Source organism: Ruegeria sp. HKCCD9138, from assembly GCF_057220975.1.
Genome location: NZ_JBWVAZ010000003.1, coordinates 34,043 through 58,593, shown reverse-complemented (window position 1 = coordinate 58,593; position 24,551 = coordinate 34,043). Strand labels below are relative to the sequence as shown.

The window sequence follows — 24,551 nt, the reverse complement described above, 5'->3', positions numbered from 1 at the left end:
GATGGGTTCACTCAGGCTAGACGGAGCGTCATTGACCGTTGCAGCGCTCAGCGTGGCGGCACGGCAATCTCGGCCAGTTTCGCTTGATCCCGCAGGGCTGGCGGAAATGGCCAAGTCACATGCGCTGGTGGCACGCGCCATCCAGGAACGGATACCTGTGTATGGGGTCACAACGGGATTGGGCGCCCGGGCCACCGAAGTGCTGTCGGCGGACGCGCTGTCCGAATTCTCGGTTCAGACGTTACGCGGGCGGGCTCAGGCGATCGGCCCGCAAGCTGCGCCAGACACCGTCAGGGCGGGGCTGATTGTGCGGGTAAACACGATGCTGACAGGTCACAGTGCAGCCCGACCCGAGGTTGCGAAGCACATTGCGGAGTGTCTGAATGCAGGCTTGACGCCTGTCGTCGGGGACATCGGCTCAATTGGTGCGGCCGATCTGGTTATCAATGCAACTGTCGGATTGTCGTTAATCGGCGAAGGGAAGATGCGAGCCCCTGACGGAACCGTTGGCCCCAGCATCGAGGTTATGCGCGCACACGGAATTGAGCCGTTGAAATTGGCGCCGCGCGACGGGCTGGCGCTGGCAAACCATGCCTGTGCCGTTGCCGGGGCCGCGGCACTTGCGGTGGCAGAAACAGCCTGTGCGTTCGAGGCGGCACAATCTGCCGCGGCGCTTTCAATGGAAGGGTTTCGCGCGAATGCCGGGCCGCTGGAGCCACGGGTGCTTCGTATCAAGCCACATCCCGGCCAATTGAAAGCCGCCGAAGGGTTGCGCAAACGATTGACCGGTGGAGCTTTGTTTGATCCGGAGCAGGCGCGGCGTTTGCAGGATCCTTTGTCGTTTCGAAACGTGGCTCAGATCCACGGCACGACTCGCGCAGCCCTCGACAGTGCGATCGAGTGCCTGACGATTGAAATCAACAGTTCCAGCGACAACCCGGTAGCTTTTGTTGACAACGATGAGATGATTTCTTGCGGGGCTTACTTCACGTCTGAAATCACCAGTGTCATGGAAACGCTTTCCCGATCAATTGTCCCGTTGGCGATGGCGCAGTTGGCACGGGTTTCGAAGCTATTGAACCCTGAATTCAGCGCGCTGCCCGGCTTTCTGGCAAAACCAGACAGCGCGTCCAATGGCTTCGCTCCTGTTATGAAAGTGGCCGAAGCGCTGTTGTCAGAGCTCGCGCACGCGGCTCAATCCGTACCGATCTGGCCCAGCTTGAATGCCAACGGTGTAGAGGATTGCTTTCCCGGCTCACCAGCATCCGTTAAGGCGTTGAACAGAGTAGTCGGGTATTTGCGTCACCTGACTGCAATCGAACTGTTGGCAGCCTGCCAAGCCGTAGAACTGCGCGGATGCCGGCAATCTTTGGGAAATGTACTGGCCGGAATTTGCGACGACATTCGCGAGGTTTCGCCCCCTCTCGTCGAAGACCGTCCGTTGGGCGCCGACATTGAATCGCTCGCTGCCGGTATCGCTCGCAATCGGTTTGCCGGAATTCATAGCTGATGGATGGGTTGCGCTGAAGATACGCGCAGGGCGGTAGATCGGGCATACCTGAATACGACAATTTCGCATTGAACAGACGGCAAACACCCGGACGCCGAAGATATCCCCGGTTGTGCTACACTGCGCTCAAAATGATCGGAGACTCATCATGCCCCATATCGAGGTGAACGGAGCACGCATCCATTTCGAAGATACCCAGGGAAATGGCGAGCCCATAGTTTTTTCCCATGGTCTTCTCTTCAGTGGTGCAATGTTCGAAGCGCAAGTCGCTCATCTCAGGGATCGGTACCGGTGTATTACGTTTGACCACAGAGGGCAGGGGCAAAGCGGAATCACCGAAGAGGGTTATGACATTGATACCCTGACCAGGGATGCCGCTGCTCTGATCAGGGAATTGGATGCAGCTCCATGTCACTTTGTTGGATTGAGTATGGGTGGATTTGTTGGGATGAGATTGGCGGCACGTGAGCCGGAACTGATCCGGACCCTGACGTTACTTGAGACTTCTGCGCACCCTGAAGATCCCCAAAATGCACCAAAGTACCGCATGCTTAATTTTGTGGCACGCTGGATTGGCCTATGGGCGGTGATCAATCGGGTCATGCCGATCATGTTCGGAAAGAGTTTTTTGAATGATCCCAAACGCGACAATGAAAGGAAACGTTGGGCGCGGGCCATCACCAGCAATGATCGAATTGGTATCACGCGCGCGGTCAAGGGGGTGATCGACAGGGATGGCTGCGCGGATCTGCTCCACAAAATTGCAATACCGGTCGGTATCGGTGTCGGAGATGAAGACGTTGCGACGGTTGCCGAAAAATCCGAACACATGCATCAGGCGATCCGTGGATCGGAACTGGTCGTGTTCAGGGGTGCAGGGCATTCGTCATCGATCGAAACGCCGGATCAGGTGAACGCGCTAATAGAACGCACGATTGAGCGTGCGGATGTTGCCTTCGCCGAAAGTGGCTCGTAGCCCCGTATGACAGCCAAGAACAAATGGGTGCGATCTTTTAACGCTATTCTCAAAAGTCAAATTATGGCTTTGTGCACGTCATATCTTGAAAATTCCACGGCTTCATGTCGGGCTGCTTTTGCCGTGGCAGTCGGGTCCCGCTAATCTTCATCAAACTTTCGTTGTTATCTGGCCGTGTTGCTTCAACTCAGAACGCCGACAATCCTGCGTTCGTGTTCAACAGGAATTGACGAAAAATTGGGCTACTTGCCGCTCCAATACCTCTGGCGTTTTCGCCAACCGCCCCGGCCTCGACCCTCGGAGGGATCAGCCCGCGTTTGTCCTGATTCAACAAATATCGCCGAACGCGCGCCACCAGTTCTTCGCGAACATCCGTCGGGAAGGCACCGTCGACAAAAATGGCCTCGAAATCAATGACCGCACAAATGGACAGGGCAGCTTTGGCAAGTTCCTGCGCCGTCGTGCCGATCCACGGGTCAACGTAGCGGGAAATACTGCTCCAGTCCTGCGGCTTTTTCCAGAGAATGGATGGATCGACCCCCGCTTCAACCAAACGGTCTTCAAGCAAGTGCAGCGACGCGACATCGATAAGTTGCTGGCTTTCACCCAATGGACCTGTGGTGCGCATCGCCCCCAATGCGCCGGCGTTGCCCTGATTTCCTTCGAAAACAGTGCCGTTAAGAGCAACGCCCCCACCAATCATCGAACCAATGAAGAAATAGAAATAGTCGCGATACTCGCCCCCGCGCCCGTACAGATGCTCGGCATGGCAGGCCGCTGTTGCGTCGTTCACTACAAACACTGGAAGATCGCTGAATTTGGCAACTTCCGAGAAGAAATTCACGTCTTTCCATGTCCGGAACTTCTCGGCCGCGATGCCTGTCAGGTCATGCCACTTCCAGAGTTCAAACGGAGTTCCGATCCCGATACCGCAAACGCGCCGGCGCAGTCTGTCCGGCTCATCAGCAAGTAGTTTTTCCAGCCCTTCTTCCAAAAATCCGAACACAGTTTCGGGGAATGGATAGTCATAAGAAATGGAAAACTGTCGGCGAGGATTGCCGGCAAAATCTATCAATACAAGATCGGCACTTCGCCGGCCGATCTTCATTCCCACCGACAGGATGCCTTCCGGGTTGAGTTCCATTGGTATCGATGGTTTTCCGACTTTTCCGCGGATCGGCGTACCACGTCTTAGGATTTCGTCCTTTTCAAGCTTTCTGAGAATGATGGAAACGGTCTGCGGGGACAGTCCTGTAAGGCGCGCGACATCCGCGCCCGCAGTAGGGCCATGCCTTTGTAAAACCGTGAGAATCAGGCGCTCATTGTGGTCGCGAACACCGCTTTGGTTCACCCCGCCCGTTAGTTTTGCCAGCATCTCTTTTTCCATGAGACCGACCATAGACACCTCCTATCCCTTTGGAAAGATGACATCTCCGATTAATAAATCAAGTTTATTTATTTATTGACAGGCGCGACAGAATCGCCTTTGCTATAGTCAGACCCGTATTGGAGGACAAATGCGGGCAGGTGCCGGAAAACCGGCGCGACCAAAGATATTACCCGGGAGGAAACCATGAAGAATATTCTTTATATTGCAGCATCAGCAGCAGCCCTGACCATCGGGGCAACATCTGCGCAGGCCGCTGGTGAAACCGTCTGCTTGATCACGAAAACTGATACCAACCCTTTCTTTGTAAAAATGAAGGAAGGCGCGACAGCAAAAGCTGAAGAGCTGGGAATGACGCTGAAAGCATTCGCCGGTAAGATCGATGGCGACCACGAAACGCAGGTTCAGGCCATTGAAACCTGTATTCTCGACGGCGCGAAGGGCATCCTGCTGACGGCGTCCGATACGGGGTCCATTGTTCCGGCAGTCCAGCAAGCTCGGGATGCGGGTCTTTTGGTTATCGCGCTGGACACGCCGCTCAGCCCAATCGATGCCGCTGATGCAACGTTTGCCACGGACAACTACAAAGCCGGTTTGCTGATCGGGCAATGGGCGAAGGCCAAGATGGGCGACGCCGCAGCGGATGCAAAAATCGCGACGCTTGATCTGAACGTCAGCCAACCGACCGTTGATGTTCTGCGCAACCAAGGGTTCCTGGAGGGCTTTGGCGTGGATCTTGCCGACCCCAATGTCATCGGTGACGAAACCGATGCGAGACTGGTTGGCAGCGATGTCACAGACGGTAATGAAGAAGGTGGGCGGCGCGCCATGGAAAACCTTCTGGCCAAGGATCCGACAATTAACGTTGTTCACACGATCAACGAACCCGCTGCCGCAGGTGCGTACGAGGCCCTGAAATCCATCGGTCGTGAGAACGACGTATTGATCGTGTCGGTTGATGGCGGCTGCCCCGGCGTTCAAAACGTCGAAGCCGGCGTCATTGGTGCGACAAGCCAGCAATACCCGCTTTTGATGGCGGCGCTTGGTGTAGAGGCGGTGAAGAAATGGGCCGATGAAGGCATTAAGCCTGAAAACACTCCCGGAAAAGACTTCTTCGATACCGGAGTTGCACTGATAACCGATCAACCCGTCGATGGAGTGGACTCGATTTCGGTCGCGGAGGGATTGGAACTCTGCTGGGGCTGATGCCTTACCTCTTGTGTGAGGCGCGTTTACGCGCCTCACCAATCCAATCGCAATAAAACCGAAACTTCCTGTAAACTGACGTCGTTGGCAGCGAACACCGCCACGAAAGGGGGGAGAAATGTCTGAAGCTAACCAAGGTGCCCAAGAGTTCGAAACTGCGGCCAACCGAAAAGAAACAGTTGCAGAGTTCGAGAGCCATCGAACTGGCTTTGTCGGGAAGTTGCAGCATATTCTTCACGTTAATCCTTCCTTTGTGCCTTTGATCGTTCTGGTCGGTGCAATTACTATTTTCGGCCTGCTTCTGGGCTCAAAATTCTTCTCGCCCTTCGCAATGACTTTGATCCTCCAACAGGTTCAGATCGTCGGCATTGTCGCGGCCGCGCAAAGCCTTGTCATCCTGACCGCGGGTATCGACCTGAGCGTCGGCTCTATCATGGTCTTCTCATCTGTCATTATGGGTCAGTTCTCTTTCCGCTATGGCATTCCCGTACCGATTGCGGTTCTGTGTGGGCTTGCCATTGGCACTGCGATTGGGGCGATAAACGGATGGCTCGTCAGCCGCGTTAAGCTGCCCCCATTTATCGTCACACTCGGGATGTGGCAGATCGTTCTGGCCACTAACTTCCTGTATTCCGCAAACGAAACCATCCGCAGCCAGGACATTGAAGCGAACGCGCCGTTCCTGCAATTCTTCGGAACCAAATTTGAAATCGGCGGGGCGACCCTCACCATCGGAGTGGTATTCATGCTGGTGCTGATCTCTGTGCTGGCCTACGCGCTAAGACATACGGCATGGGGGCGTCACGTCTATGCAGTCGGTGATGACCCAGAGGCGGCCGAACTGTCAGGTGTCAACGTCCACAAAACGCTGATGTCGGTTTACATGCTCTCTGGATTGATTTGCGCCTTTGCCGGCTGGGCCCTCATCGGCCGGATTGGCTCGGTCTCTCCCACCTCTGGCCAGCTGGCCAATATCGAAAGCATCACTGCTGTGGTGATAGGGGGTATTTCGCTGTTCGGCGGGCGCGGGTCAATCCTGGGCTCATTGTTCGGGGCCCTGATCGTCGGGGTGTTTACGCTGGGGCTAAGGCTTCTGGGCGCGGATGCGCAGTGGACCTTCCTGCTTATCGGACTTCTCATCATTACCGCCGTTGCGGTTGACCAGTGGATCAGAAAGGTATCGGGCTGATGTCAGACAATACACCTGTCGTACAGGGCCGCGGACTTGTGAAGCGTTATGGCCACGTGACCGCGATCGACCATTCAGACTTTGAACTGCGTCAAGGTGAAATCCTGGCAGTTATCGGCGACAACGGGGCTGGCAAATCGTCAATCGTCAAGGCGATTTGCGGGGCAACCATACCCGATGAAGGCGAAATCCTGATTGAAGGCAAGCAGGTCAATTTTACCTCTCCGATCGATGCGAGAAACATGGGGATCGAGATTGTTTATCAGCAGCTTGCCATGTCTCCGGCGCTGTCGATTGCCGACAATATGTTCATGGGGCGCGAGATCCGCAAAAGCGGTTTCATGGGAAAGTACCTGCGTCAACTGGATCGACCCGCTATGGAGAAATTCGCACGCGACAAGCTGACCGAGCTGGGGTTGATGACCGTGCAGTCAATCAACCAGGCCGTCGAGACCCTGTCCGGCGGCCAGCGTCAGGGTGTTGCCGTGGCCCGTGCTGCCGCCTTTGCATCCAAGTTCATCATCATGGACGAACCGACGGCTGCGCTTGGCGTCAAAGAAAGCCGCAAGGTTCTGGAACTTATTCAGGATGTCAGGGCGCGTGGCATTCCGATCATACTGATCAGTCACAACATGCCTCACGTTTTTGAAGTCGCCGACCGTATTCACGTGCACCGGCTGGGCAAACGGCTCTGCACCATCGATCCCAAGGACTACACAATGTCCGATGCGGTTGCATTCATGACCGGCGCGAAAGAACCGCCAGGTGAGGACGCAGCTTGATCGATCATGACACAATACGTGTCTGCGACCTTATCAAGGACAGAAAGCAGGACGGGACCAGGACAATCGTCGCGATTGCAGGACCGCCTGCTTCCGGCAAGTCCACATTGGCCGATGCTGTGGTGCGTTCATTGAATTCGGAATTTAATGAAACAACTCCTGTGGCCGCGCTTCTGCCAATGGACGGATACCATTTGGACAATCAGCTACTGGAATCACGTGGACTACTACCTCGGAAAGGCGCTCCGGAGACTTTCGATGCCGTCGGGTTCGTGGAAGCGATGCAGCGTCTGGCAACGGCCGGACAGGAGACGTTTCACCCAAGGTTTGACCGGCACCTGGATCTCTCAATTGCGAATGCAATCGCAATTCACCCCGACACCCCGGTTGTCGTTGTCGAGGGCAACTACCTGTTGCTGAACGCTGAGCCGTGGAATTCCATGCAGGACCTGTTCGATGTCCGCGTGTTTGTTCGCCCGCCAAAGAAGGCGCTTAGGGATCGTTTGATTCAAAGATGGATCAACCACGGTCTGGACGCCGAAACCGCCCTGAACAGGACGCTAAAGAACGACCTTCCCAATGCAAAGCTCGTTCTCGATTGCAGTGACGAGGCCGACCTTCTCTTGACTCAAGGCTATGACGAGCCTGATTTTCAGGACGGTTTTTGAGCCTGCGTTGATTTCCCTGGCTTTTGGGGGTGAAGGCTGCCAGGCAGCGCAGGCGCGACCTTGGGCAGTATCACATTTTTCACTGGGCGCAATTTGCCCAAAAGCGACGTGTTGATCAGCATTTTTTACTACTCAACAAAAGCGTCACAACTGGATGTCGGCTTTTCACTACCCAGATACTGGATCCGTCGCCCTTTGTCGAAAGTAGGTTTGCTCAAGGAGCAGGCTAATTCCAAACTCAGCCCATCCCAAATTCTGGTAAGGCCTTCTTCGCTGGTTGTCGCGAACGAATGCCCGTTGGGGGCAAGCGCAATTCGCCAGCTCGGAGCTGTGTGAACTTTCTGAACCGGTATAAGCCGTCTGTTTGCGGCAGTATCCCACCAATGCAATTCTCCCGCTCGGTCAATTGCGACCAAAGTTGCCTGATCATCCAAAAACGCAATATCCGTGGCGCCGCCCTTGTGGCCTCCGTAAGACGCCAGTTCTGCGCCGCTTTCCAAATCCCAGATTTTGACCACTTCATCGCTTGATGCAGACGCAATCCGAGAGTTGTCGGCAGAAAACGCCACGCTCCAGAGCGTGTTGTCGTCTGCATCAATCACTTTTTCCAACTGAAGATCGGGAATCGTCCATATATAGATTTTCCCGTCGGAAGAAGCCGCAGCAATCCGCGATTGATCTGGTGAGACGGCCGCCCGATTAAATGACACACCAGTTGGTCCAAAAGTCTGGACGACATTTGTGTCTGCAGTGTCAATCCGATGGATCCCGTCCTCGGTGGCCGCAAAAAATACAGATGAGGAAGTTGGCGCAATACTCCAAATGGGTGTCTGTCCCAGGCTGAGCTGGTCTTTCACTTGCGCGACAGTTGTATCCCAAATTCGGATGTTACCATCTCGATCACCGGTCACGAGACTGCGACCGTCTTGCGAAAACGCCACGGCCCACACCTGATTTCGGTGACCCCGTAACAGCATGGGCTTCATGGTCGAGCCCACATCCCAAATCCAGACGTTACCTTCGCCGTCGCCAACGGCAATCGACTTGCCATTCGGACTGTATGCCACCCCAAGCGCCTTTACGTCGTCTTCGAATGCCAGGGTCTCGCCATAGCTTGGTTCGGTTGCGATTTGCCACAGGCGAACTTGCTGATCACGACCAAGGGTTGCCAATACGGATACACGGTCGGCTACGCCGATATCTAGGATGCTCTGGCTGTGCGCCTGCACGACATCTCCGACAGGCGAAAGGTTTGAGGCTTCCATGAGAAGAGTTCCGTCAGACCTGGCACCTATCAGTACGTTGTCAGGGCCGGCAAATGCGGCCGCTACAACGGTTCCTGCATTGGGAAAGCGATCGACAATTGGGGCGCCTGAGGGGAAGCCAATTGTCGTGACCTTTCCATTCGTATGAGACACTGCAAAGGAATCGCCGTCCATGCTGAAAGACAGGTGATCCGGATCAGGGCCCAGTGGGCCACCTGGAATTGGCGGGAATGCCGGTTTCGCATCTTTGTCCACCCATCCAAAAATGGCACCGTCGACATTTCCGGCAACCAAGCCTTCCAAAACCGGAGAGAATGCCACCCTTTTGAACCCAAGCGGCATTTTCGCCAGGGGGGCTCCTAGCTGCATTCCATTCGTCACGTCCCACAGGCGCACCGTTCCATCGCCGGTTGCGGATGCAACACGTTTTCCTGTCGCGTCGAATGCCACGCCAAAGGCCACGTCATCGCCGGAAAACAAAGTGGTTATCGGGCTGTACTGAGACGACTCTGTATCCCACAGCCGGACATCGCCATCGGTCGCCGCAGAAACCAGCAAGTTTCCATCAGGAGAGAAGGCGATATCCCTTATTCCTCCGGTATGACCGACCAATTCGGCCAAAACGCCTTCGTCAGACGTGGTGCTGTGGATTACAATTCGGCCATCGCGCAATCCAACTGCGACTCTGAGACCCGCGGCATCAATTTCCATTGTCTGCGCATCTCCGACTGTCAGCGGACTGCCCAATGGGATCAGACCGGCCTCGTTCAATCGATTTCGCGCCATCAGCATCGCGGTGCGGGCTTCTGATGTTGAGCCGGCAGAGTTGGCGCGGGTAATGGCTTCGGCGCTCAGGGAAAGGGCAAGCAACGGATCTGATTGGGATAATCCATTTGCCGCCGCCCCAAGTGCCCGCGCAAATCTCTCGTTGGCTTCAGCCGTCGCGGCTACAGCAATCATCCGATTGCGCTCAGCAAGGTTGGAGGCACGAATGGCAAGAACCGAAGCAACCGTCGCACCCACGGTCAGGATGCCCAATGCGCTTGCCGCGACCTGATAGAGGCGCCGCCGCCGCCGCTTGTTCCGTTCGGATGCCTTTTGAGCCTTATCGCGTGCTTCCCGTGCCTCTCCGAGGAACTCACGCTCAAGCCCGCCGAGTACGTTCTCGTTGTCCTCTGACCATTCTTCTGCTGCCAATAACCTTGTTCCCCGATACAACAAGTCAGGCTCGCGGTTTTCGCTTTCCCATTCTGCAGCATCATGCTGGATGCGTTGGCGCATTCGCAGATCGTCGCGGCTGTCTTCGATCCAGGAATTCAGTCTTGGCCATGTTCGCAGCAGGGCCTCATGTGCGATTTGAACGGTTTTTTCGTCCAGCGTTAACAGCCGTGCATCCGTCAAAGCTTCGACAACGCGTCGTGTTGTATCCGGATCGGTGTCCCGCTCGACCTCATCAATTGGAAGTAGTCTTCGCGTATCCGGCGTACCTTCTCCGGGCGTCACCAAGCGCAAGAACAACCGTTGCGTCGCCTCTTGTTGCTTTTCGTCAAAACTGTTGGAAAAAAGCGTTTCCGCGGTCTGGCTGATTGCACCCGCCACGCCGCCGGCCTGTCGGTACCCGTCCAGTGACATGACCGCGCCTTTGCGCCGGCTCCAGGTTTCATACAAAGAATGGGCCACCAGAGGCAGTGAACCAGCTTCGCGACCAGCATCGTCAACTATGGCATCGATAAGCGATCTGTCCATGTGAAGACCAGCCGCCCGCGCGGGTTCGCTGATGGCGCGACGAAGCTCGGGTCGTGTCATCGGCCCGACCAACAGCTGGTTTTCCGAAATCCGATCAGCAAGCCAGGGAATCTCGGCGCAGGACGCATAAAAGTCTGCGCGGATCGTGATCACAATGCGAACGCGACTGTCTGCAGGATCAGTCATTGCAGACAACGCCTCGATGAAATTGATCCTGCGTTCCCGAGTGACCAGAGTAAACAGTTCTTCAAACTGGTCGATACAGATCAGCAATTCTCCGTCATTGGCAGTGGCGAGACGGCGCGCTGCGCTGGGGTATGCGATAAAGTCGTTCAGTGAAATCTGGGCGGTCAGATGTGAGTTGTCTCCGATAAGCTGAAAATACAAATCAGTCAGCGGATCCCTGCCAGGGGTAAACACACAGGTGCGCCAGCACTCGCTTCCGGGTATCGCGTTCGCTGCAATCGCAGGGAGCAACCCAGCGCGAAGAACCGAAGACTTTCCGCTGCCGGAGGAGCCGCCCAAAACCAGAATGCGGCTCTGTTGAAGCCGATGTAAGAGTTCTTCAACCAGATCTTCCCGGCCGAAGAAAAAGTTCGCGTCTTCGGGCTGAAAAGCCGCCAGTCCTTTGTAGGGGCATTCCACCTTGCTGGCCGATATCTGGGTTACAGCCTCGGACGCTGCCTCTCGCCGGTCGCGGTCCAGCGCATCATTCATTGCACTGCGCCAGGACACCATTTCCTGAAACCGCGCATCTGGATCCATTGCCATTCCGTGCTCTATGCACTCCCGCCACATTTCCGGCAGCCCCGTCAGAAATTCCGAGACACGGTAGAACGGCGGCGGGGCCTTGCCCGTCAACACATGCCACATTAACGCTGTGGCCGAGTAAATGTCGGTCATCGGAGTAACGGGATGCCCGTTCTCGGCTTGTTCCGGAGCCTGATAAAGCGGTGTTCCGGCCATCATGGTCGCCCCGGTCACACCAATCGCCAGATCTTTCGCGATCCCAAGGTCAGCCAGAAAAACTCTTTCATCCGGTTCAACCAATGCGCCAAACGACGCCGTGGATTCTTCGTCCTTTTTGCCTTTGATGCGCTGCAAAAGAACGTTTGCGGGTTTGACGTCCCGATGCACGACGTTTGCCTCGTGGACAGCGGCCAAACCATCTGCCAGCGCGTCAATCAAAACGTCGAGCCCTTCCCGCTTCGCCAACGCCGCCGGCTCCAGACGCTTCAGGCGTTCGGCCAACGTGCCGCGGTCCGCGTAATCCATGACGAAATAGGGCCGCCCATCTTCCAGGCGACCCACATCGTGAACGGAAACAACGCGTGGTGATCGAATACGACGCAGCAGCCGCGCTTCCTCAAGAAAATGCGTGATGACCTTGTCATTTGCAGCAAGGTTTGCGTGCAGGATTTTCAGCGTTACGGGAACTTCCAGTTCTTCATCGCGCGCAAGCACCACAGCAGCAAATCCGCCACTCGCAATTTCCCTCTCTACGGCATAACGACCTATAAACGCAGGGAAACTCATGACGCATCCGATACTTTAGAAATGCTCCTGCACATCCACGCAATGGTACTTGGTCGCATCCAGGATATTGTGATCCCGATCTGCGGCAGTGACGCACATGGTTGTGGCCCCGTCCCGTGCCGATGTCGATGCGGCCTCCTTCGTCACGTAAGAGGGATACTCGTCGTGCCGGTGCCATCGACCCTGCTCAACGTTGAATTCGCTCTGGGCATTCCTGCCAACCTGCTCAACTGCGTAGCTTTCCCCCCACCAGGCATGAAAATGGTTCTTTGATACGTCAGGCGTGAAGTTTGCTTCGTAAGTAATTGTAAGTTCGTCGCCATTTTTCTCGACCGAGACGATGCGCACTTCACATCCATCCACCGGGCAGGCATTGGGCATCGCCGATTGCGCGGCTGCTTCCGAACCGCAAATCAATGCGAGAACGCCAAGGACAAGACCGCCCAGACGCACTTGGTTTCCCGAAGAATTCAATGACATCTTTCCCTCCTGAAGTTAGTTGAAAACCGCACTTCGCGCTGATCCTACCACGAATTGCAGGTTCCTTTCTGAGACTTTCGCCACAGATCCCGAAAAACCAACAAAAGAAGGGAGCTATCGCCGAACGACCTCGAATTCCAACGGGCGCGCATCAGCGTGCAAAATAGGAAGTGCCGGTGAAATCAATCCACTGCCCGCCAACATGACAGCTTCGCGCTTCAATTGAATTTCCCGTGCATTATCAATTTGAACGTAAGTCCCGGACGAGCTGCGATCGGTCAGCATGAGCTTTCCACTTTTCATGCTCAGAACGGCATGTAGACGCGAAATCCACGGCTGGGGTAAAACCACGTCGCATTGGTTGGACCTGCCGATTTTTAGCTCGTCGCCCTCTCGGCATCGCCATGAATGGTCGTCGTGATAGAGGACGAGGGCAAAGTTTTCGCTCTGTTCCCCCTGCTTGTCGCCGGGACCAAGTTGGGTGGGCAAATGCATTACCGTACTCAGATCGTTGGTCGGCAAGACCAGCGAATAGACAGTTACAGGATCACTGACACCTTTCAGACGGAGCGGACCAATAGAGGTGAGCAATCGCCTGAGGTCCGGACACAAGTTGTGCACGACACTGTCGCTAACACAGGCCTCACCTGGATTGGCGGCCGCAGCCAATCGAGCCGTCAGATTCACGGTCTCGCCAAAAATGCCGTTCTCCGCGACGACAATCGGCCCATGATGCACGCCCGCATGAATGGACAACAATGAACCCGGCGGGTTGCAGATCATCTCTAAGGCCGAATTAACTGCGGCGTCAGGCTCAAGAAAATAGCACAGGACGTCGTCACCTTTTTGCCCGACAGGAATTCCGCCAAAACTCCGTGCGACCTCGCGCAGGCGGTCGATCTCGGATTGTATCAGCTTTTGTGCCTGATCGTCCCCCATTGCTTCGTAAAACGGGGTGCTGTCCGAAATATCGGCGATTATCGTGGTGACGAGCTTGGATTCCACAGCTATTCGCAATCTGGTTGTTGGAAGAGGAATGACGAAAGCCACACCAGTTCAAAAACAGAGTAGGTCAGCGCTGATAATACAATCAACCGCCTCGTTGTAGGGATCAAAATCCGCAAGCGGAACAATCTTGGTTTGTGGCCCAAAGCTAGTTGACACCGGTCGCGCCGAATTCGTTTACGCACAGGAAGGCCATTGAACAACTGTCACTCTCGGTCGCATCGCGCGTTGCGGTTGGTCCTTGAAATGAAACTGCCCGACTGATTGTATTAGGCCAAACAGTGCGACAAGGCGGCAATGGGGCCATTACCAGATTTGTTGCGAAGACCAGACAGTTTGCTCTGGCGGCAATCAAGCCCGGTGTACAATCACTCGCTCCACACACCAAATTGGCTGTTTCCGGTCTTTTGAGGGACACTGGTCAAGTGATGACGTTGCAGGTTGCGAGCACCTCGAAAATCACACTTCTACAGACGCCGGAACAGTTCTTGGTGGCCTTCCGGGATGCCTGATCGTTGGGCACTGTGTTGGCGTAGTTGCCGTTCGGTGTAGATTGGCGCCGACGCCCCAAACATCGGGCCAAACTGCAGTGCATCGCCCTGCCGATATAAACCAGGTGACCGGCCAAGCCGCCGTTGGATCTTTGCAACTTCGATACAATTCGCCAACGGAAACTGCCGATCCTGACACACTAATGGTGAAAGAAGCGGATTATGGATTTGTACCGCGGGCAGTCAGTTCGCCCGCGGGAAAGCAGCAAATTCGGCTTATTGCGCCTCCGTCATCGCCGCCCGCAAAAGCTGTGGTCGGTCGGACTGGGACGGCAAGAAGACAGCCTGGGATCCGGCGTCCAGCGCCGAAAGGCTCGCATCATACCATTGCATCGCAAGATCGCGGCGTTCCTGCACACCAAAGCCTTCACGCAGGTGGTGCCCGATCAACTCTCCGTAGGCAGGCTCGCCCATTGCGACCAACATCAGTGCAGAGCCCAGTGCGCTATCCATGTTGTCCTGACGGTATCCAATTGCCAGACAGACCTTGCTCGTTGCCGCCAGATCTTCTGGGCTAAGTCCGGTACCCAACGCAAACTCACGCATTTTGGATTCCGCTTCTGCCTGTGAACTCAGAGAGAGCGTATCGACTTGCGGCGCCAGCGATGCTCCAAAAGCGTCGCACTGGGCGGACACCTGGTCTGGCGTGAGCCCTTGTACGTCCGCCATAAGTTCCTCACCACGCGCCATCGCGTAGCTGCGGGCGAGGCAGAACTGTTCGCTTAGCGCAAAATTTGGATCGGACATGTTTGACAGAGTCGTGTACCCGCCATTGGTTGAGGTTTGCAGCATGACTGCACTACAGCGATTGGCAAGCGAAGGACCTGTTGTACCGCCAGAGAACAGGCTCGGCAGGCTATTCGCCGCTGTTTCGGTCGTGTTCGTCGCGGACGCGTCATCCTGAGGCGTAACAACCGGGGTGACCTGTGCCGGAGCCTGAGGAGCGACCGCAACAGCAGAACCGGTTTGGAGTTGTTGGCGGTACGCCATCAAAAGTGGCTGACCCGATAGTTGAGTCGTGGCCTGCCCACCGCTTGTTGCCCAGTAATATGCTTGCATCAGAAAGTCGTACTGGTAGGGCTGAAAGTCATAGCCATTCACAGGATAACCCATTGAAGCCTGGTAGCGTTCGATCGCTGATCGGGTACCGCGGCCGACCTGGCCATCAACCCTTCCGGCATTGTAACCGAAATAATTGAGCGCAGTCTGGGTCTGCGCACCATGTGTAGTCGACGGAATGCCCGACCGGGTGGTCCGGGTTGTAGACTGAGCCTTTTTCTTCTGCTGGTCCTTGCCAATTGCGTAACCCACGACCCCACCAACGACAGCGCCGCCGATAAAGTCGCCCGCATCGGCTCGTGCAATCTGAGGAGCGGCCGCGGCAAATGAAAACGTGAGTCCAAGCGTTGCTATTAAGCGAATAATCATAAGTTACCTCCACAACAATGCGTCCGTTTTAGTGAAGTATAGCATAGCCAACGGGCAGCGCGGGCATAGATACGATCGCGATCAGAGTCCTGGTCGGTTAGCCGCCGATTAGCAGAACTTCGCCAACTCTAGGCAATTGTTTGCGTAGTTCAGGACTTCCAACGCCGAGAAATGAGGAGCAGCTCGCATGTCTTGAGAATAACTGGAGGGATCGTCAGATTCTTATGCGGGATCGCCGAGCCTTTGGTGCCATCTCTTTGGGCACATGTGAGCCGACACTTTGCATTGCTGAGATGAATAGGAAGGAAGAGAACGGCCGCCCAGATCCAGATTCCCGGTTTGCCCTGAGTCGCATCAGTGGCTGATCGCAGCCTAAAAGCTGCCATTCAGATCAGGTAATCTACGCGATCCGATCAAAACTGCATCCCTGGCATACGTTGCAATGGCTAAGACGAAGCCCACATGAGCCAACCCCGCGTCCCAAAAGACGATCAAAGGTTCAAATGCGTGCATTGTTGTAAGTGATTTGCGATCTACCGCGAAGACCTCTTTGCCCAACAGGATACCAAGGTGGCGCTAAAGGTCTCAGCAGGAAACGCGAGACAGGCATTGAAGCATAACAAGGCTCGAAAGTTTTGTCTGCAAATGAGTCTGACTAAGTGGGTAGCTTGTAAACGTGGACCATTGGGTGAGCCGCATCCTCTTACTGGTCCAAGTTGATTGTTAGTGCATCATCGGCCTGTGATCCATCGGGATGATGGTTTCGGGCGCTGGCGGGCGATAATCCAGTGCACTGTGGGGTGTTTTGTATTGTAATGTTTCCTCTATTGTTTGATCAGGATTTGTGCTTCGCGTAGGCTGTTGAAGATTTCGCCGTTGAGCAGCTCATCCCTGAACTGGCCGTTGAAGCTTTCACAGTATCCGTTCTCCCACGGACTCCCAGGTTCAATGTAAGCCGTTTGAGCGCCGACGGCGGAAATCCAGTCTCGGACGGCCTGGGCGATAAATTCTGGCCCATTGTCTGAACGTGTGAATCCGGGTGCACCTCGAAGTATGAACAGATCCGTCAGGGAATCGATCACGTCGACCGAGTTCAGCTTGCGCTTCACTCTGATCGCCAGGCACTCTCGACTGTGCTCATCGACGATGTTCAGCGTCCGGAACGCTTTGCCATCATCGGTTCCGCAATGGACGAAGTCATAGCTCCACACGTGGTTGCGATATCCAGGCCACAGCCGCACGCATGAGCCGTCATTCAGCCACAGCCGTCCTTTCTTTGGTTGTTTCATTGGAACCTTCAACCCCTCTCGCCGCCAAAGCCGTTCAATCCTCCCATCGCTGAAGACCATCCAGCCTCTCTCAGCAACGCAGCGACCCTGCGATAGCCATATCGGCCGTATTGTCGGGTCAGCTCGATCATGTCGGCCACCAGTTGGTCTTCGTCTGCGCGACCCTGTGGGACACGCCGTTGCGTGGACCGGTGTTGACCAAGCACGCAGCAGACACGTCTCTCGGAAACGTTCAGCTGGTTGCGTACATGGCTGATGCAGGCGCGACGACGAGTGGGGCTCAGTAGTTTCCCATTGCAGCTTCCGTCAGGATCAGTTTGTCCAGCGTCAGATCAGAAACGGCGCGTCTAAGCCGCTCGTTCTCTTTCTAAGGCCGCTTCAATTCTTTCAACTGATCTACGCCCATTCCGCCGTACTTCTTTCGCCAGCGGTAATAGGTTTGTTCAACAACACCGATCTGTCTGATCGCATCAAGACGGGACATCCCTTGCCCCATCAGAACGTCAACTTGCCGTAACTTCGAGACAATCTCTTCGGGCTTCGGTCTCTTGTTTGCCATTCGTGGCCCTCCGTTTCTTAAACATAGCGGTGGACCAGTTCGTTTGGGGAGGCTCACTTCGGAGCGGCTACTCAGTTTATTCGGTTCTTTGCTGTAGTTGCTATTGTGTTGATTGCAATTACCGCGCTTTTTGCCGAGGTTGTTTGGCTACGCGGAAGTCCACAACAAGGAGCTAGATGTGTCCCAAGCTTTGACTCTCGCGCCGATCCTAAAAACGCAAAGACTGATACTACGTGGCCCTCAAAAGAGTGATTTGCCTGATTTCACACGCTTCATGACAAGTTCGCCACGAATGAAAGCGCAAGGAGAAACGGTCAGTGAGGACCAAGCTTGGTATAGCTTTTTGACTGGCATTGGCCATTGGCAATGGCATGGGTTCGGGTTCTTTATTTTGACGTTGCATGGGGAAACCACTCCAATTGGTCGCGTAGGATTACTCAAGCATTCCGGCTGGCCGCAGGTCGAGCTGGCCTGACATCTTTTTGATGGAGCGGAAGGCAGTGGATATGCAACGGAATCCGCAAAGGTAGTTCGCAGCTGGGCCAACCGTCGTCACGGCCTTAATCGATTGGTCAGCTACGTACACCATGAAAACCGTCGTTCTCAGGCCGTAGCAGAGCGGCTTGGAGCCCAGACAGATGGCCGCCGCGCTGATCACGATCCGGAAGCTGAGGTTTGGGTTCACCCAAAAATCAATTGACTGCTGTGCCGACCTTGCCGACATTCGCCGCGCCTGTAATCTGTTGGGCAAGATAAGGGATAACGCCACACAGCCGTCATTCGCTGTATTAGCAGCGTTGTGCGCACCTAACAGCAACTTTGCGTAGACTCTGGACTTTGCAACGTCGGCGTCGCTTCGCGAAAGCAGACACATTTCCTGAATGACTTCAAAGTGCACGTTTTCCTTGAGATCGTAAGGCCCGATCCTTCGTTTGTCCTCGTAATATCTATCAATCAGATGGATCGTAATTAAACGCATTGCAGCTAAACCTGTAGAAGCGTCGCTGAAACAGGAGATACTACCATGACCAAAAAGATCACCATCATCGGCGCCACGGGCCATCTGGGGCATCGCGTGACCGCAAAGCTTGTTGAAAATGGCTCGGAAGTGACTGCCATAGTGCGGGATCCAGAGGCGGCGAAATCCGCGCTGCCCTCTGATGTTCGGCTTGTTCAGGGCGACGTGTCAGATCCGGCCGGCCTGAGATCCGCCTTGCAGGGATCTGAGACGCTGTACATCACCCTGAACACCGAGTCGCTGGACACCAGCCTGCCGTTCCACACGGAACGGGAAGGTGTGATCAATATTGTCGAAGCCGCAAAAGAGGCAGGCGTTCAGCACATCATGCAAATTGCAGGGGTCGACACTGCCTATCCAGAGTTTTCGACCGAAGGTATGGCCTATGGCACAAATGCAATCCGCCAGGTCGGCATCGATGCCATCAAGGCATCGGGCATTCCCTATACATTTTTCTATTGCTCTTTCTTTTTAGATTCACTGCCAAAATTCCTAATGGACAACCAACTGGCCGTCATCGGAAATCACGTTCATCCAATTTGGTTCACAAATTCCAGCGATCTGGCGGAACTGATTTTTAATGCCATTGGTAATGATGCGGCCAAAAACAAAGAGTTCGCCGTTCAGGGTCAGCAAGCCAAGACCTACACCGAGGGGGCAACCGAGTTTCTGGAAACCTACGCTCCCGAGGCTGAAGTCATCCAGTTGCCTATGGAGGCGGTCGGCCAGATGGGGTTGCCGGAAGAGCAGGCGGCATTCATCGAACACTTGTTGACATTCGTGCAACAGCTACGCGAAGAACAAGTGGATGGCGAAACCCGTGAGGTCCTTGGATCACCAAAATACACGATTACCTCCTTCGCCAAGGAGCTTCGCGGCGAGGCTTAAGTCACAGTGGAATTCTGAATGACGGCGTTTTCGGTTAGTTGCTCCAGCAGCTTGGCAGTTGCCTGACCCATGGGTTTTTCGAAAGACCAGACCATATCCACCGAGCGTTCGGCATAGGGTTTGGTCTCGAATTGCAATGGCAGGATCTTCAGCGCACCGGTCTGAACAAAGACATCCACCGCATGCAGTGGCAGCGCCGACCACCCCAGGTCGGCCTGTACCAGATCAATGGCCTCCGATGCAGTACTGACCTGCCAAATTGATGGCGAGGCCTTAAGGATAGCGCTGTTGGGGTTGTCGGCTTCCTTCAACAATATTTGACGATGCAGACGCAACTCCTCCCAAGAGACCGATGGCATTTGTGCCAGCGAGCTTTCCGGATGGCTGACGCAGACCAACCTGAGTGTGCCTAAAGATCGAAAGTCGAGTGCTTGGGGGATGCCCTCGGGTTCCAGAATAATGCCTAAATCCACCTCGCCTTCGACGATCAACCGTTGAATTTCCCCGGCCGTAAATGATTGGATTTCCACATCAACAGACGGAAACTCGGCGCTGAAGGTACGGATGATCTCTCCCAGGTTGGCCAGTTTGATATGTGGTGCCATTGCTAGCGTAATGCGGTTCTCCAATGTCATCGACAGCGCGTCGGCAATGGCCAGAAACCGGTTGCGCCGTTCCAACAGAATTTCGGCCTGCGAGATTAACACTTCTCCTGCTTTGGTGAGGGTCGGATATCTTCGGCTACGGTCAAAAAGCTCGACGTCCAGATCGACCTCAAGATTGGCGACCAGGGTGCTCATCACCGATTGCGCCTTATTGCATTTGCGGGCTGCGGCGGAAAATGACCCTTCGCTGTGGGTGGTAACGAATGCCTCTAACTGCTCGAATGATGCGCGCATCGGAAGTTCTCTTCCATCTATCTGTTTAGCATATGGTATCCACCTTTATGGATCACAACAACAGGGTAAAACTCTTGCGAAGACATAATAGAGGAGAACACTTATGAGTTTTGCTGGTCGGATGGTGCACGCGGTGCTGTTTGAAGTCTTTGCGCTATTGAGCATTGCCTTGCTGCTTCCGCTGATCTCGCATGTCGATGTACAGAAATCGCTGGTCCTTGGGGTGTTCTTTTCCTTGGCTGCAATGCTGTGGAACTTGGTCTTTAACATGACGTTTGATTGGTTTTTGGTGACCATCCGAAAAAACGCGCAAAAATCAGTGGCTGTGCGGATGGTTCATGCACTTCTATTCGAGGGCACCTTTGTTGCGCTGACCCTGCCTGTTCTCGCCTGGGCCCTTGGCTTGACACTTTGGGATGCGATGAAACTTGAGGCGGTACTGATTGTGTTTATTTTAGTATATACATTCTTCTTCAATATCGTCTTTGATTGGTCACGCGTGAAACTGGCCAACCAAACTGCGTCGTGACCAAAATGTGAAAGTCCGCATTGGATTGTGTGGGCCGCCGGCGCAATGACCGCAATGGGCTGCAAGCGCCGTGGGAAAATTGAATTTGAGGTGTCCTTGAAGTGATTTAGACTGGGAACTAACTGTTCAGATAGCTCATTGTGAGGACATCATGGCAGCTCCTTTAATCCAGAACTGGGAACTGACCGCCGCCATACAGGACTTAGCCGATTGGTTGGTTCAACAGGGTTTAGAGAATGCGCCGGTTGAAATCTGGCTAGAAGAATTCTGCAACCGTCTTGTTTCGGCAGGAATTCCGCTTCAACGCGCAAACATCACTGTGCGCGCTCATCATCCCGAGATTGGGACGGTCGCTTTCCGCTGGCACAGGGATGGAGGAAATGAGCGACAGGAGTTTATCCGAAGAACGGATGCGCCTGAAGAATACATCTTGAGCCCGATTTACTATCTTCTGGTAAACAACGTTGAAGAAATCAGACAAAACCTCACAGTCGAGGAACCAGAGCTAAATTTTCCTATTTTCGACGAACTTCGCGAGCGCGGTGCGACGGACTACTTCGCTGTTAAACGGTTCTTCCTTATTCAGGATAATGCTACGCCTGTCGATCCAATGCAGGCCGAGGAAGGCGCTATTATCTCGTTGACAACCGACGCGAGCGGGGGCTTCACAAGCCAGCAACTTGACGGTTTGCGCCAACTGATTTCTCCACTTTGCCTGACGCTGAAATGCGGGGCAAACAGACTGATGGCAGAAGACATAACGGCTGCTTATCTGGGCCGGGACGCCAGTAGGCGCGTTCTTTCCGGGGACATCACCCGAGGTTCATCCGAAACCATTTCAGCGGTGATTTGGTATTTTGATTTGCAAGGATTTACCAAATTGTCAGAGGCGCTTCCGGGAAATTCAATCATAGAATTGCTAAACGACTACTTCGCAGAAGCCGTTGACGTGGTCGAACGCAATGGCGGTAACGTTCTGAAATTTATGGGAGATGGAATGCTTGCCATCTTCGACATCGATCAGGTTCCGGACGCTCGCCGCGTCGCAATTCACGCAGCAGTGGAGTTGCGAGATTCATTTGATAAACTCAACCAACGACGGCAAGCAGACAGTCTACCAACGACCGGCTTCACTCTTTCCTTGCACGCCGGCGATGTACTTTATGGCAACATTGGTGGCAGGTCTCGGTTGGATTTCACAGTAGTCGGCCCGGCAGTCAATACAACGTCCCGCATTCTTGGCATGTGCAGCGCGCTCGATCAAAACATTGTTGTTTCCGACAAGGTGGCTGGCGACTTGGTGAAAACCATTCCAAGTCTTGTTTCCCTTGGCCAATACAGACTACGTGGTGTTGCTGAAAGACAGGAGCTGTTTACGATAGATTAAACGTGAAATGAAAAGCACCACCTACACCGAGTAGACAGCCGGCTGTCTTCTTATACGTCAAGAAGATCTATTCTGAAGAACGTGGGGCTATTGGGTAGAACGCTTGAGCTGCCCACGACTAAAGTGAACCGCCCATCATGTGCAACAGTTCAAGCACCGAGATCATCCGATCAAGGTCCGCTATGGGCTGCAACCTGCCTTTTGCATCTATAGCACCCTAGCAGCGCATCAAAACCCGGTTGGGGCTCTAATCCACCAGCTCGGAAGCAGCGCAGAGAATTTCAGTAGCGACCCAGTTTGTATGCATGACCCATTGCAGGTAAAATCTACTTCCAAGAACTCCGGGCTGCACGACAGATGTCAGAGGTCGATAGAAAACTAACTACTATTCTCGCAACCGACGTCGTTGCTTTCTCTAGTTTGATGGGTCGGGACGAGCGCGATGCTTTGCAAGCTTTGAAGGCGTGCTTTGAGATAATTGAAGACAGTATTCGAAGGCACAAGGGCCGTGTTTTTGGGGGTGCTGGTGACTCATTGATCGCCGAGTTTTCCAGCCCTTCTTTCGCTGTTCTGTCTGCGGTAGAATTTCAGAAACAGATTGCCGCCCGAAATCACAATCGTCCGAAACGACAGCAAATGTGGTTCCGCGTCGGTATAAATCTGGGTGACGTGATGATCGATGGAGAAAACCTCTATGGGGAGGGCGTCAATATTGCCGCCCGGCTGGAAGAGATGGGAAAGCCGTCCGGCGTCTGCATTTCTCACAAGGTATTTGAAGAAGTGCGACGCACTCTCAAGTTACCATTCGTTGATTTCGGTGAGCATGAACTGAAGAACATTGACGGGTCTGTCCGCGTATTTCAGTTGCACTCAAACAATCAAAACAGCGATGAGAGCGAAAATGGCCATCAAGGCGCACCGTATCATCCCAATATTGAGAGTTCCAATCAAGCCGGCCAGCCTGTTCACACACTGCTGGTGCGCGAGTTCAATGTGGCGGGAAACGAAGAGGCAAAATTTCTCGCTGAAGGGCTTAGAGACGGGTTCCTCAATAGCATCAGCAAAGACTCGGAAATCGGTCTGATACACGAACAGTCAGTATCTAATCCCGACGCGGAATTTGAGCTGAGAGGCTCTGTTCGTGCGCGGGACGGCCGCGTGCGATTGATGTTCAGTTTGATTGAAGTGACGCGGCACACCCAGATCTGGAGCGAGCGATTTGACCGCGATGTCGGTGATGTTTTCGATCTGGAGGAGGAGATTTCACGGGCCGTCGCTGCTGCCATTCGCGTCAAATTGAAGGACTTTGAGTTTGAAAATCTGAGAAATGCTAAGGACGAAAACCTACCTGTCGCCGACTTACTCAGAAAAGGTGCAGCCTATTTCGTCCATGGCCCAGGTGAGAATGACAAGATTGAAGCTACGTTACGAGAGGCACTTGCACGCGATTCAAACAACTCAATGGCTATGGCGATGCTCTCGTTCTGCCTGCACCGAGGTTTTGAGTACTCTCCGCTGGCACCGTCAACGGAGTCCATTGACGAGATGAACGGTCTGGCAGAAAGAGCAGTAACGTTGAAACCGGACAGTTACTTCGCCCACCTCGTCGCAGCGATCCTGTCCCAAGACATATTCGGCGATTTCGAGCGAGCACGGCGACACGCAGAAGCGGCGTTGGACGCCAACCCAGATCTTCTCGGCGCGCACGGGATGGTGGCTATTGCAAGATGCCACTTAGGGGAAATCAATGCCGGAATTGCGGATCTGAAGAGGGTCCTGGACGCCAGTCGGATTGATCCCCACCGTTTCCGACATCAACGCGAATTGGCGATAGCCAATTTCGTTGCAGGTAATGTTACGACTGCATCTGAAATGGCATCTCTGCTTATCGAAAGCAATCCGATGATGGAACGCAACAAGCTCGTGCACGGGGCATTCCTATGGTTGCGAGGTGAAACAGAAGCTGCGGTTGCTGTCGGTTGCGAGCTCATGGAAAAGCATCCGGAACTTTCAGATACATCAAAACGACAGATATGGTTTGGCCAGGCACAGGACAAAGCAAGTTTCGAGAAAGCTCTGTCAGCAATTGGGTTGGGAAGGGAGTCCCGTAGAACACTCTAGTTGGTATTACCAAAATGGGCTCTGTTGCTCTTTTGACTGTTGACTACAGGCGACAAACTGGACCGGATGACATGGAATCTGCTGGCGGCAGATCAGAACAACGCTGCGCACTTGCTGTGAGAGTGGATGGCA

At 54.2% G+C, this 24,551-nt stretch carries 18 protein-coding genes and 1 pseudogene; 11 read left to right on the top strand and 8 right to left on the bottom strand.

The features are described 5' to 3' along the window. Nucleotide 1: 1 nt before the first annotated feature. Together AC2TEL_RS06110 and AC2TEL_RS06105 are read left to right on the top strand one after the other, a co-directional pair. Nucleotides 2-1,510 carry an aromatic amino acid lyase gene (locus tag AC2TEL_RS06110; protein ID WP_480902628.1) on the top strand — a complete coding sequence of 503 codons (1,509 nt, stop codon included), beginning with the start codon at nucleotides 2-4 and terminating at the stop codon, nucleotides 1,508-1,510. 148 nt (nucleotides 1,511-1,658) lie between these two features. Next, nucleotides 1,659-2,486 carry an alpha/beta fold hydrolase gene (locus AC2TEL_RS06105; protein WP_480902626.1) on the top strand — a complete coding sequence of 276 codons (828 nt, stop codon included), beginning with the start codon at nucleotides 1,659-1,661 and terminating at the stop codon, nucleotides 2,484-2,486. Between the two features lie 187 nt (nucleotides 2,487-2,673). Here AC2TEL_RS06105 and AC2TEL_RS06100 read toward each other — a convergent pair whose 3' ends face one another. Next, entirely contained in the window at nucleotides 2,674-3,873 is a 1,200-nt protein-coding gene (locus AC2TEL_RS06100; protein WP_480841417.1) for an ROK family transcriptional regulator, read from the bottom strand. A 186-nt stretch (nucleotides 3,874-4,059) separates the two neighbouring features. Between AC2TEL_RS06100 and AC2TEL_RS06095 the strand changes: the two genes are divergently transcribed. From AC2TEL_RS06095 to AC2TEL_RS06080, 4 genes are all read left to right on the top strand, one after another. Further along, nucleotides 4,060-5,079 (top strand): substrate-binding domain-containing protein, encoded by a 1,020-nt coding sequence (locus AC2TEL_RS06095; RefSeq protein ID WP_480902624.1) that lies wholly within the window; start codon nucleotides 4,060-4,062, stop codon nucleotides 5,077-5,079. 118 nt (nucleotides 5,080-5,197) lie between these two features. Beyond that, complete coding sequence (locus AC2TEL_RS06090) at nucleotides 5,198-6,268, top strand: ABC transporter permease (RefSeq protein WP_480902622.1); 1,071 nt, start codon at nucleotides 5,198-5,200, stop codon at nucleotides 6,266-6,268. Beyond that, entirely contained in the window at nucleotides 6,268-7,050 is a 783-nt protein-coding gene (locus AC2TEL_RS06085) for an ATP-binding cassette domain-containing protein (RefSeq protein ID WP_480902620.1), read from the top strand. Before AC2TEL_RS06090 ends, AC2TEL_RS06085 begins: the two co-directional genes overlap by 1 nt. A gap of 179 nt (nucleotides 7,051-7,229) precedes the next feature. Further along, a complete protein-coding gene (locus tag AC2TEL_RS06080; protein ID WP_480902618.1) occupies nucleotides 7,230-7,718 on the top strand; it encodes a nucleoside/nucleotide kinase family protein in 489 nt (162 codons plus the stop codon). Nucleotides 7,719-7,846: 128 nt separating this feature from the next. Here the strand turns inward: AC2TEL_RS06080 and AC2TEL_RS06075 are convergent, their stop codons facing one another. From AC2TEL_RS06075 to AC2TEL_RS06055, 5 genes and pseudogenes are all read right to left on the bottom strand, one after another. Further along, complete coding sequence (locus AC2TEL_RS06075; RefSeq protein ID WP_480902615.1) at nucleotides 7,847-12,265, bottom strand: WD40 repeat domain-containing serine/threonine protein kinase; 4,419 nt, start codon at nucleotides 12,263-12,265, stop codon at nucleotides 7,847-7,849. A gap of 15 nt (nucleotides 12,266-12,280) precedes the next feature. Continuing rightward, entirely contained in the window at nucleotides 12,281-12,745 is a 465-nt protein-coding gene (locus AC2TEL_RS06070; RefSeq protein WP_480840269.1) for a hypothetical protein, read from the bottom strand. A gap of 114 nt (nucleotides 12,746-12,859) precedes the next feature. Then, entirely contained in the window at nucleotides 12,860-13,750 is an 891-nt protein-coding gene (locus tag AC2TEL_RS06065; protein WP_480902613.1) for an adenylate/guanylate cyclase domain-containing protein, read from the bottom strand. Nucleotides 13,751-14,517: 767 nt separating this feature from the next. Then, nucleotides 14,518-15,729 carry a peptidoglycan-binding domain-containing protein gene (locus tag AC2TEL_RS06060; RefSeq protein ID WP_480902611.1) on the bottom strand — a complete coding sequence of 404 codons (1,212 nt, stop codon included), beginning with the start codon at nucleotides 15,727-15,729 and terminating at the stop codon, nucleotides 14,518-14,520. A gap of 723 nt (nucleotides 15,730-16,452) precedes the next feature. Next, a pseudogene (locus AC2TEL_RS06055) lies at nucleotides 16,453-17,577 on the bottom strand (IS3 family transposase). A 274-nt stretch (nucleotides 17,578-17,851) separates the two neighbouring features. On the opposite strand from AC2TEL_RS06055, the gene AC2TEL_RS06050 reads away from it, so the two are divergent. Next, nucleotides 17,852-18,052 (top strand): hypothetical protein, encoded by a 201-nt coding sequence (locus tag AC2TEL_RS06050; RefSeq protein ID WP_480903088.1) that lies wholly within the window; start codon nucleotides 17,852-17,854, stop codon nucleotides 18,050-18,052. Here AC2TEL_RS06050 and AC2TEL_RS06045 read toward each other — a convergent pair. Next, on the bottom strand, nucleotides 18,011-18,640 hold the full coding sequence (locus AC2TEL_RS06045) for a hypothetical protein (RefSeq protein WP_480902610.1): 630 nt from the start codon (nucleotides 18,638-18,640) through the stop codon (nucleotides 18,011-18,013). The genes AC2TEL_RS06050 and AC2TEL_RS06045 overlap by 42 nt on opposite strands. On the opposite strand from AC2TEL_RS06045, the gene AC2TEL_RS06040 reads away from it, so the two are divergent. Beyond that, entirely contained in the window at nucleotides 18,602-19,483 is an 882-nt protein-coding gene (locus AC2TEL_RS06040; RefSeq protein ID WP_480902608.1) for an SDR family oxidoreductase, read from the top strand. The genes AC2TEL_RS06045 and AC2TEL_RS06040 overlap by 39 nt on opposite strands. Here the strand turns inward: AC2TEL_RS06040 and AC2TEL_RS06035 are convergent. After that, nucleotides 19,480-20,382, bottom strand: coding sequence for a LysR family transcriptional regulator (locus AC2TEL_RS06035; protein ID WP_480902606.1), 903 nt, complete (start codon nucleotides 20,380-20,382; stop codon nucleotides 19,480-19,482). The two genes, AC2TEL_RS06040 and AC2TEL_RS06035, sit on opposite strands and share 4 nt — an antisense overlap. 103 nt (nucleotides 20,383-20,485) lie before the next feature. Between AC2TEL_RS06035 and AC2TEL_RS06030 the strand changes: the two genes are divergently transcribed. The 3 genes from AC2TEL_RS06030 to AC2TEL_RS06020 all read left to right on the top strand — a co-directional run bounded on the left by AC2TEL_RS06030 (nucleotide 20,486) and on the right by AC2TEL_RS06020 (nucleotide 24,419). Beyond that, nucleotides 20,486-20,911, top strand: a complete 426-nt coding sequence (locus AC2TEL_RS06030) for a PACE efflux transporter (RefSeq protein WP_480842944.1) — start codon at nucleotides 20,486-20,488, stop codon at nucleotides 20,909-20,911. Between the two features lie 151 nt (nucleotides 20,912-21,062). Continuing rightward, nucleotides 21,063-22,298, top strand: a complete 1,236-nt coding sequence (locus AC2TEL_RS06025) for an adenylate/guanylate cyclase domain-containing protein (RefSeq protein ID WP_480842943.1) — start codon at nucleotides 21,063-21,065, stop codon at nucleotides 22,296-22,298. A gap of 357 nt (nucleotides 22,299-22,655) precedes the next feature. Beyond that, complete coding sequence (locus AC2TEL_RS06020) at nucleotides 22,656-24,419, top strand: adenylate/guanylate cyclase domain-containing protein (protein WP_480902604.1); 1,764 nt, start codon at nucleotides 22,656-22,658, stop codon at nucleotides 24,417-24,419. The last annotated feature ends 132 nt before the right edge of the window (nucleotides 24,420-24,551 follow it).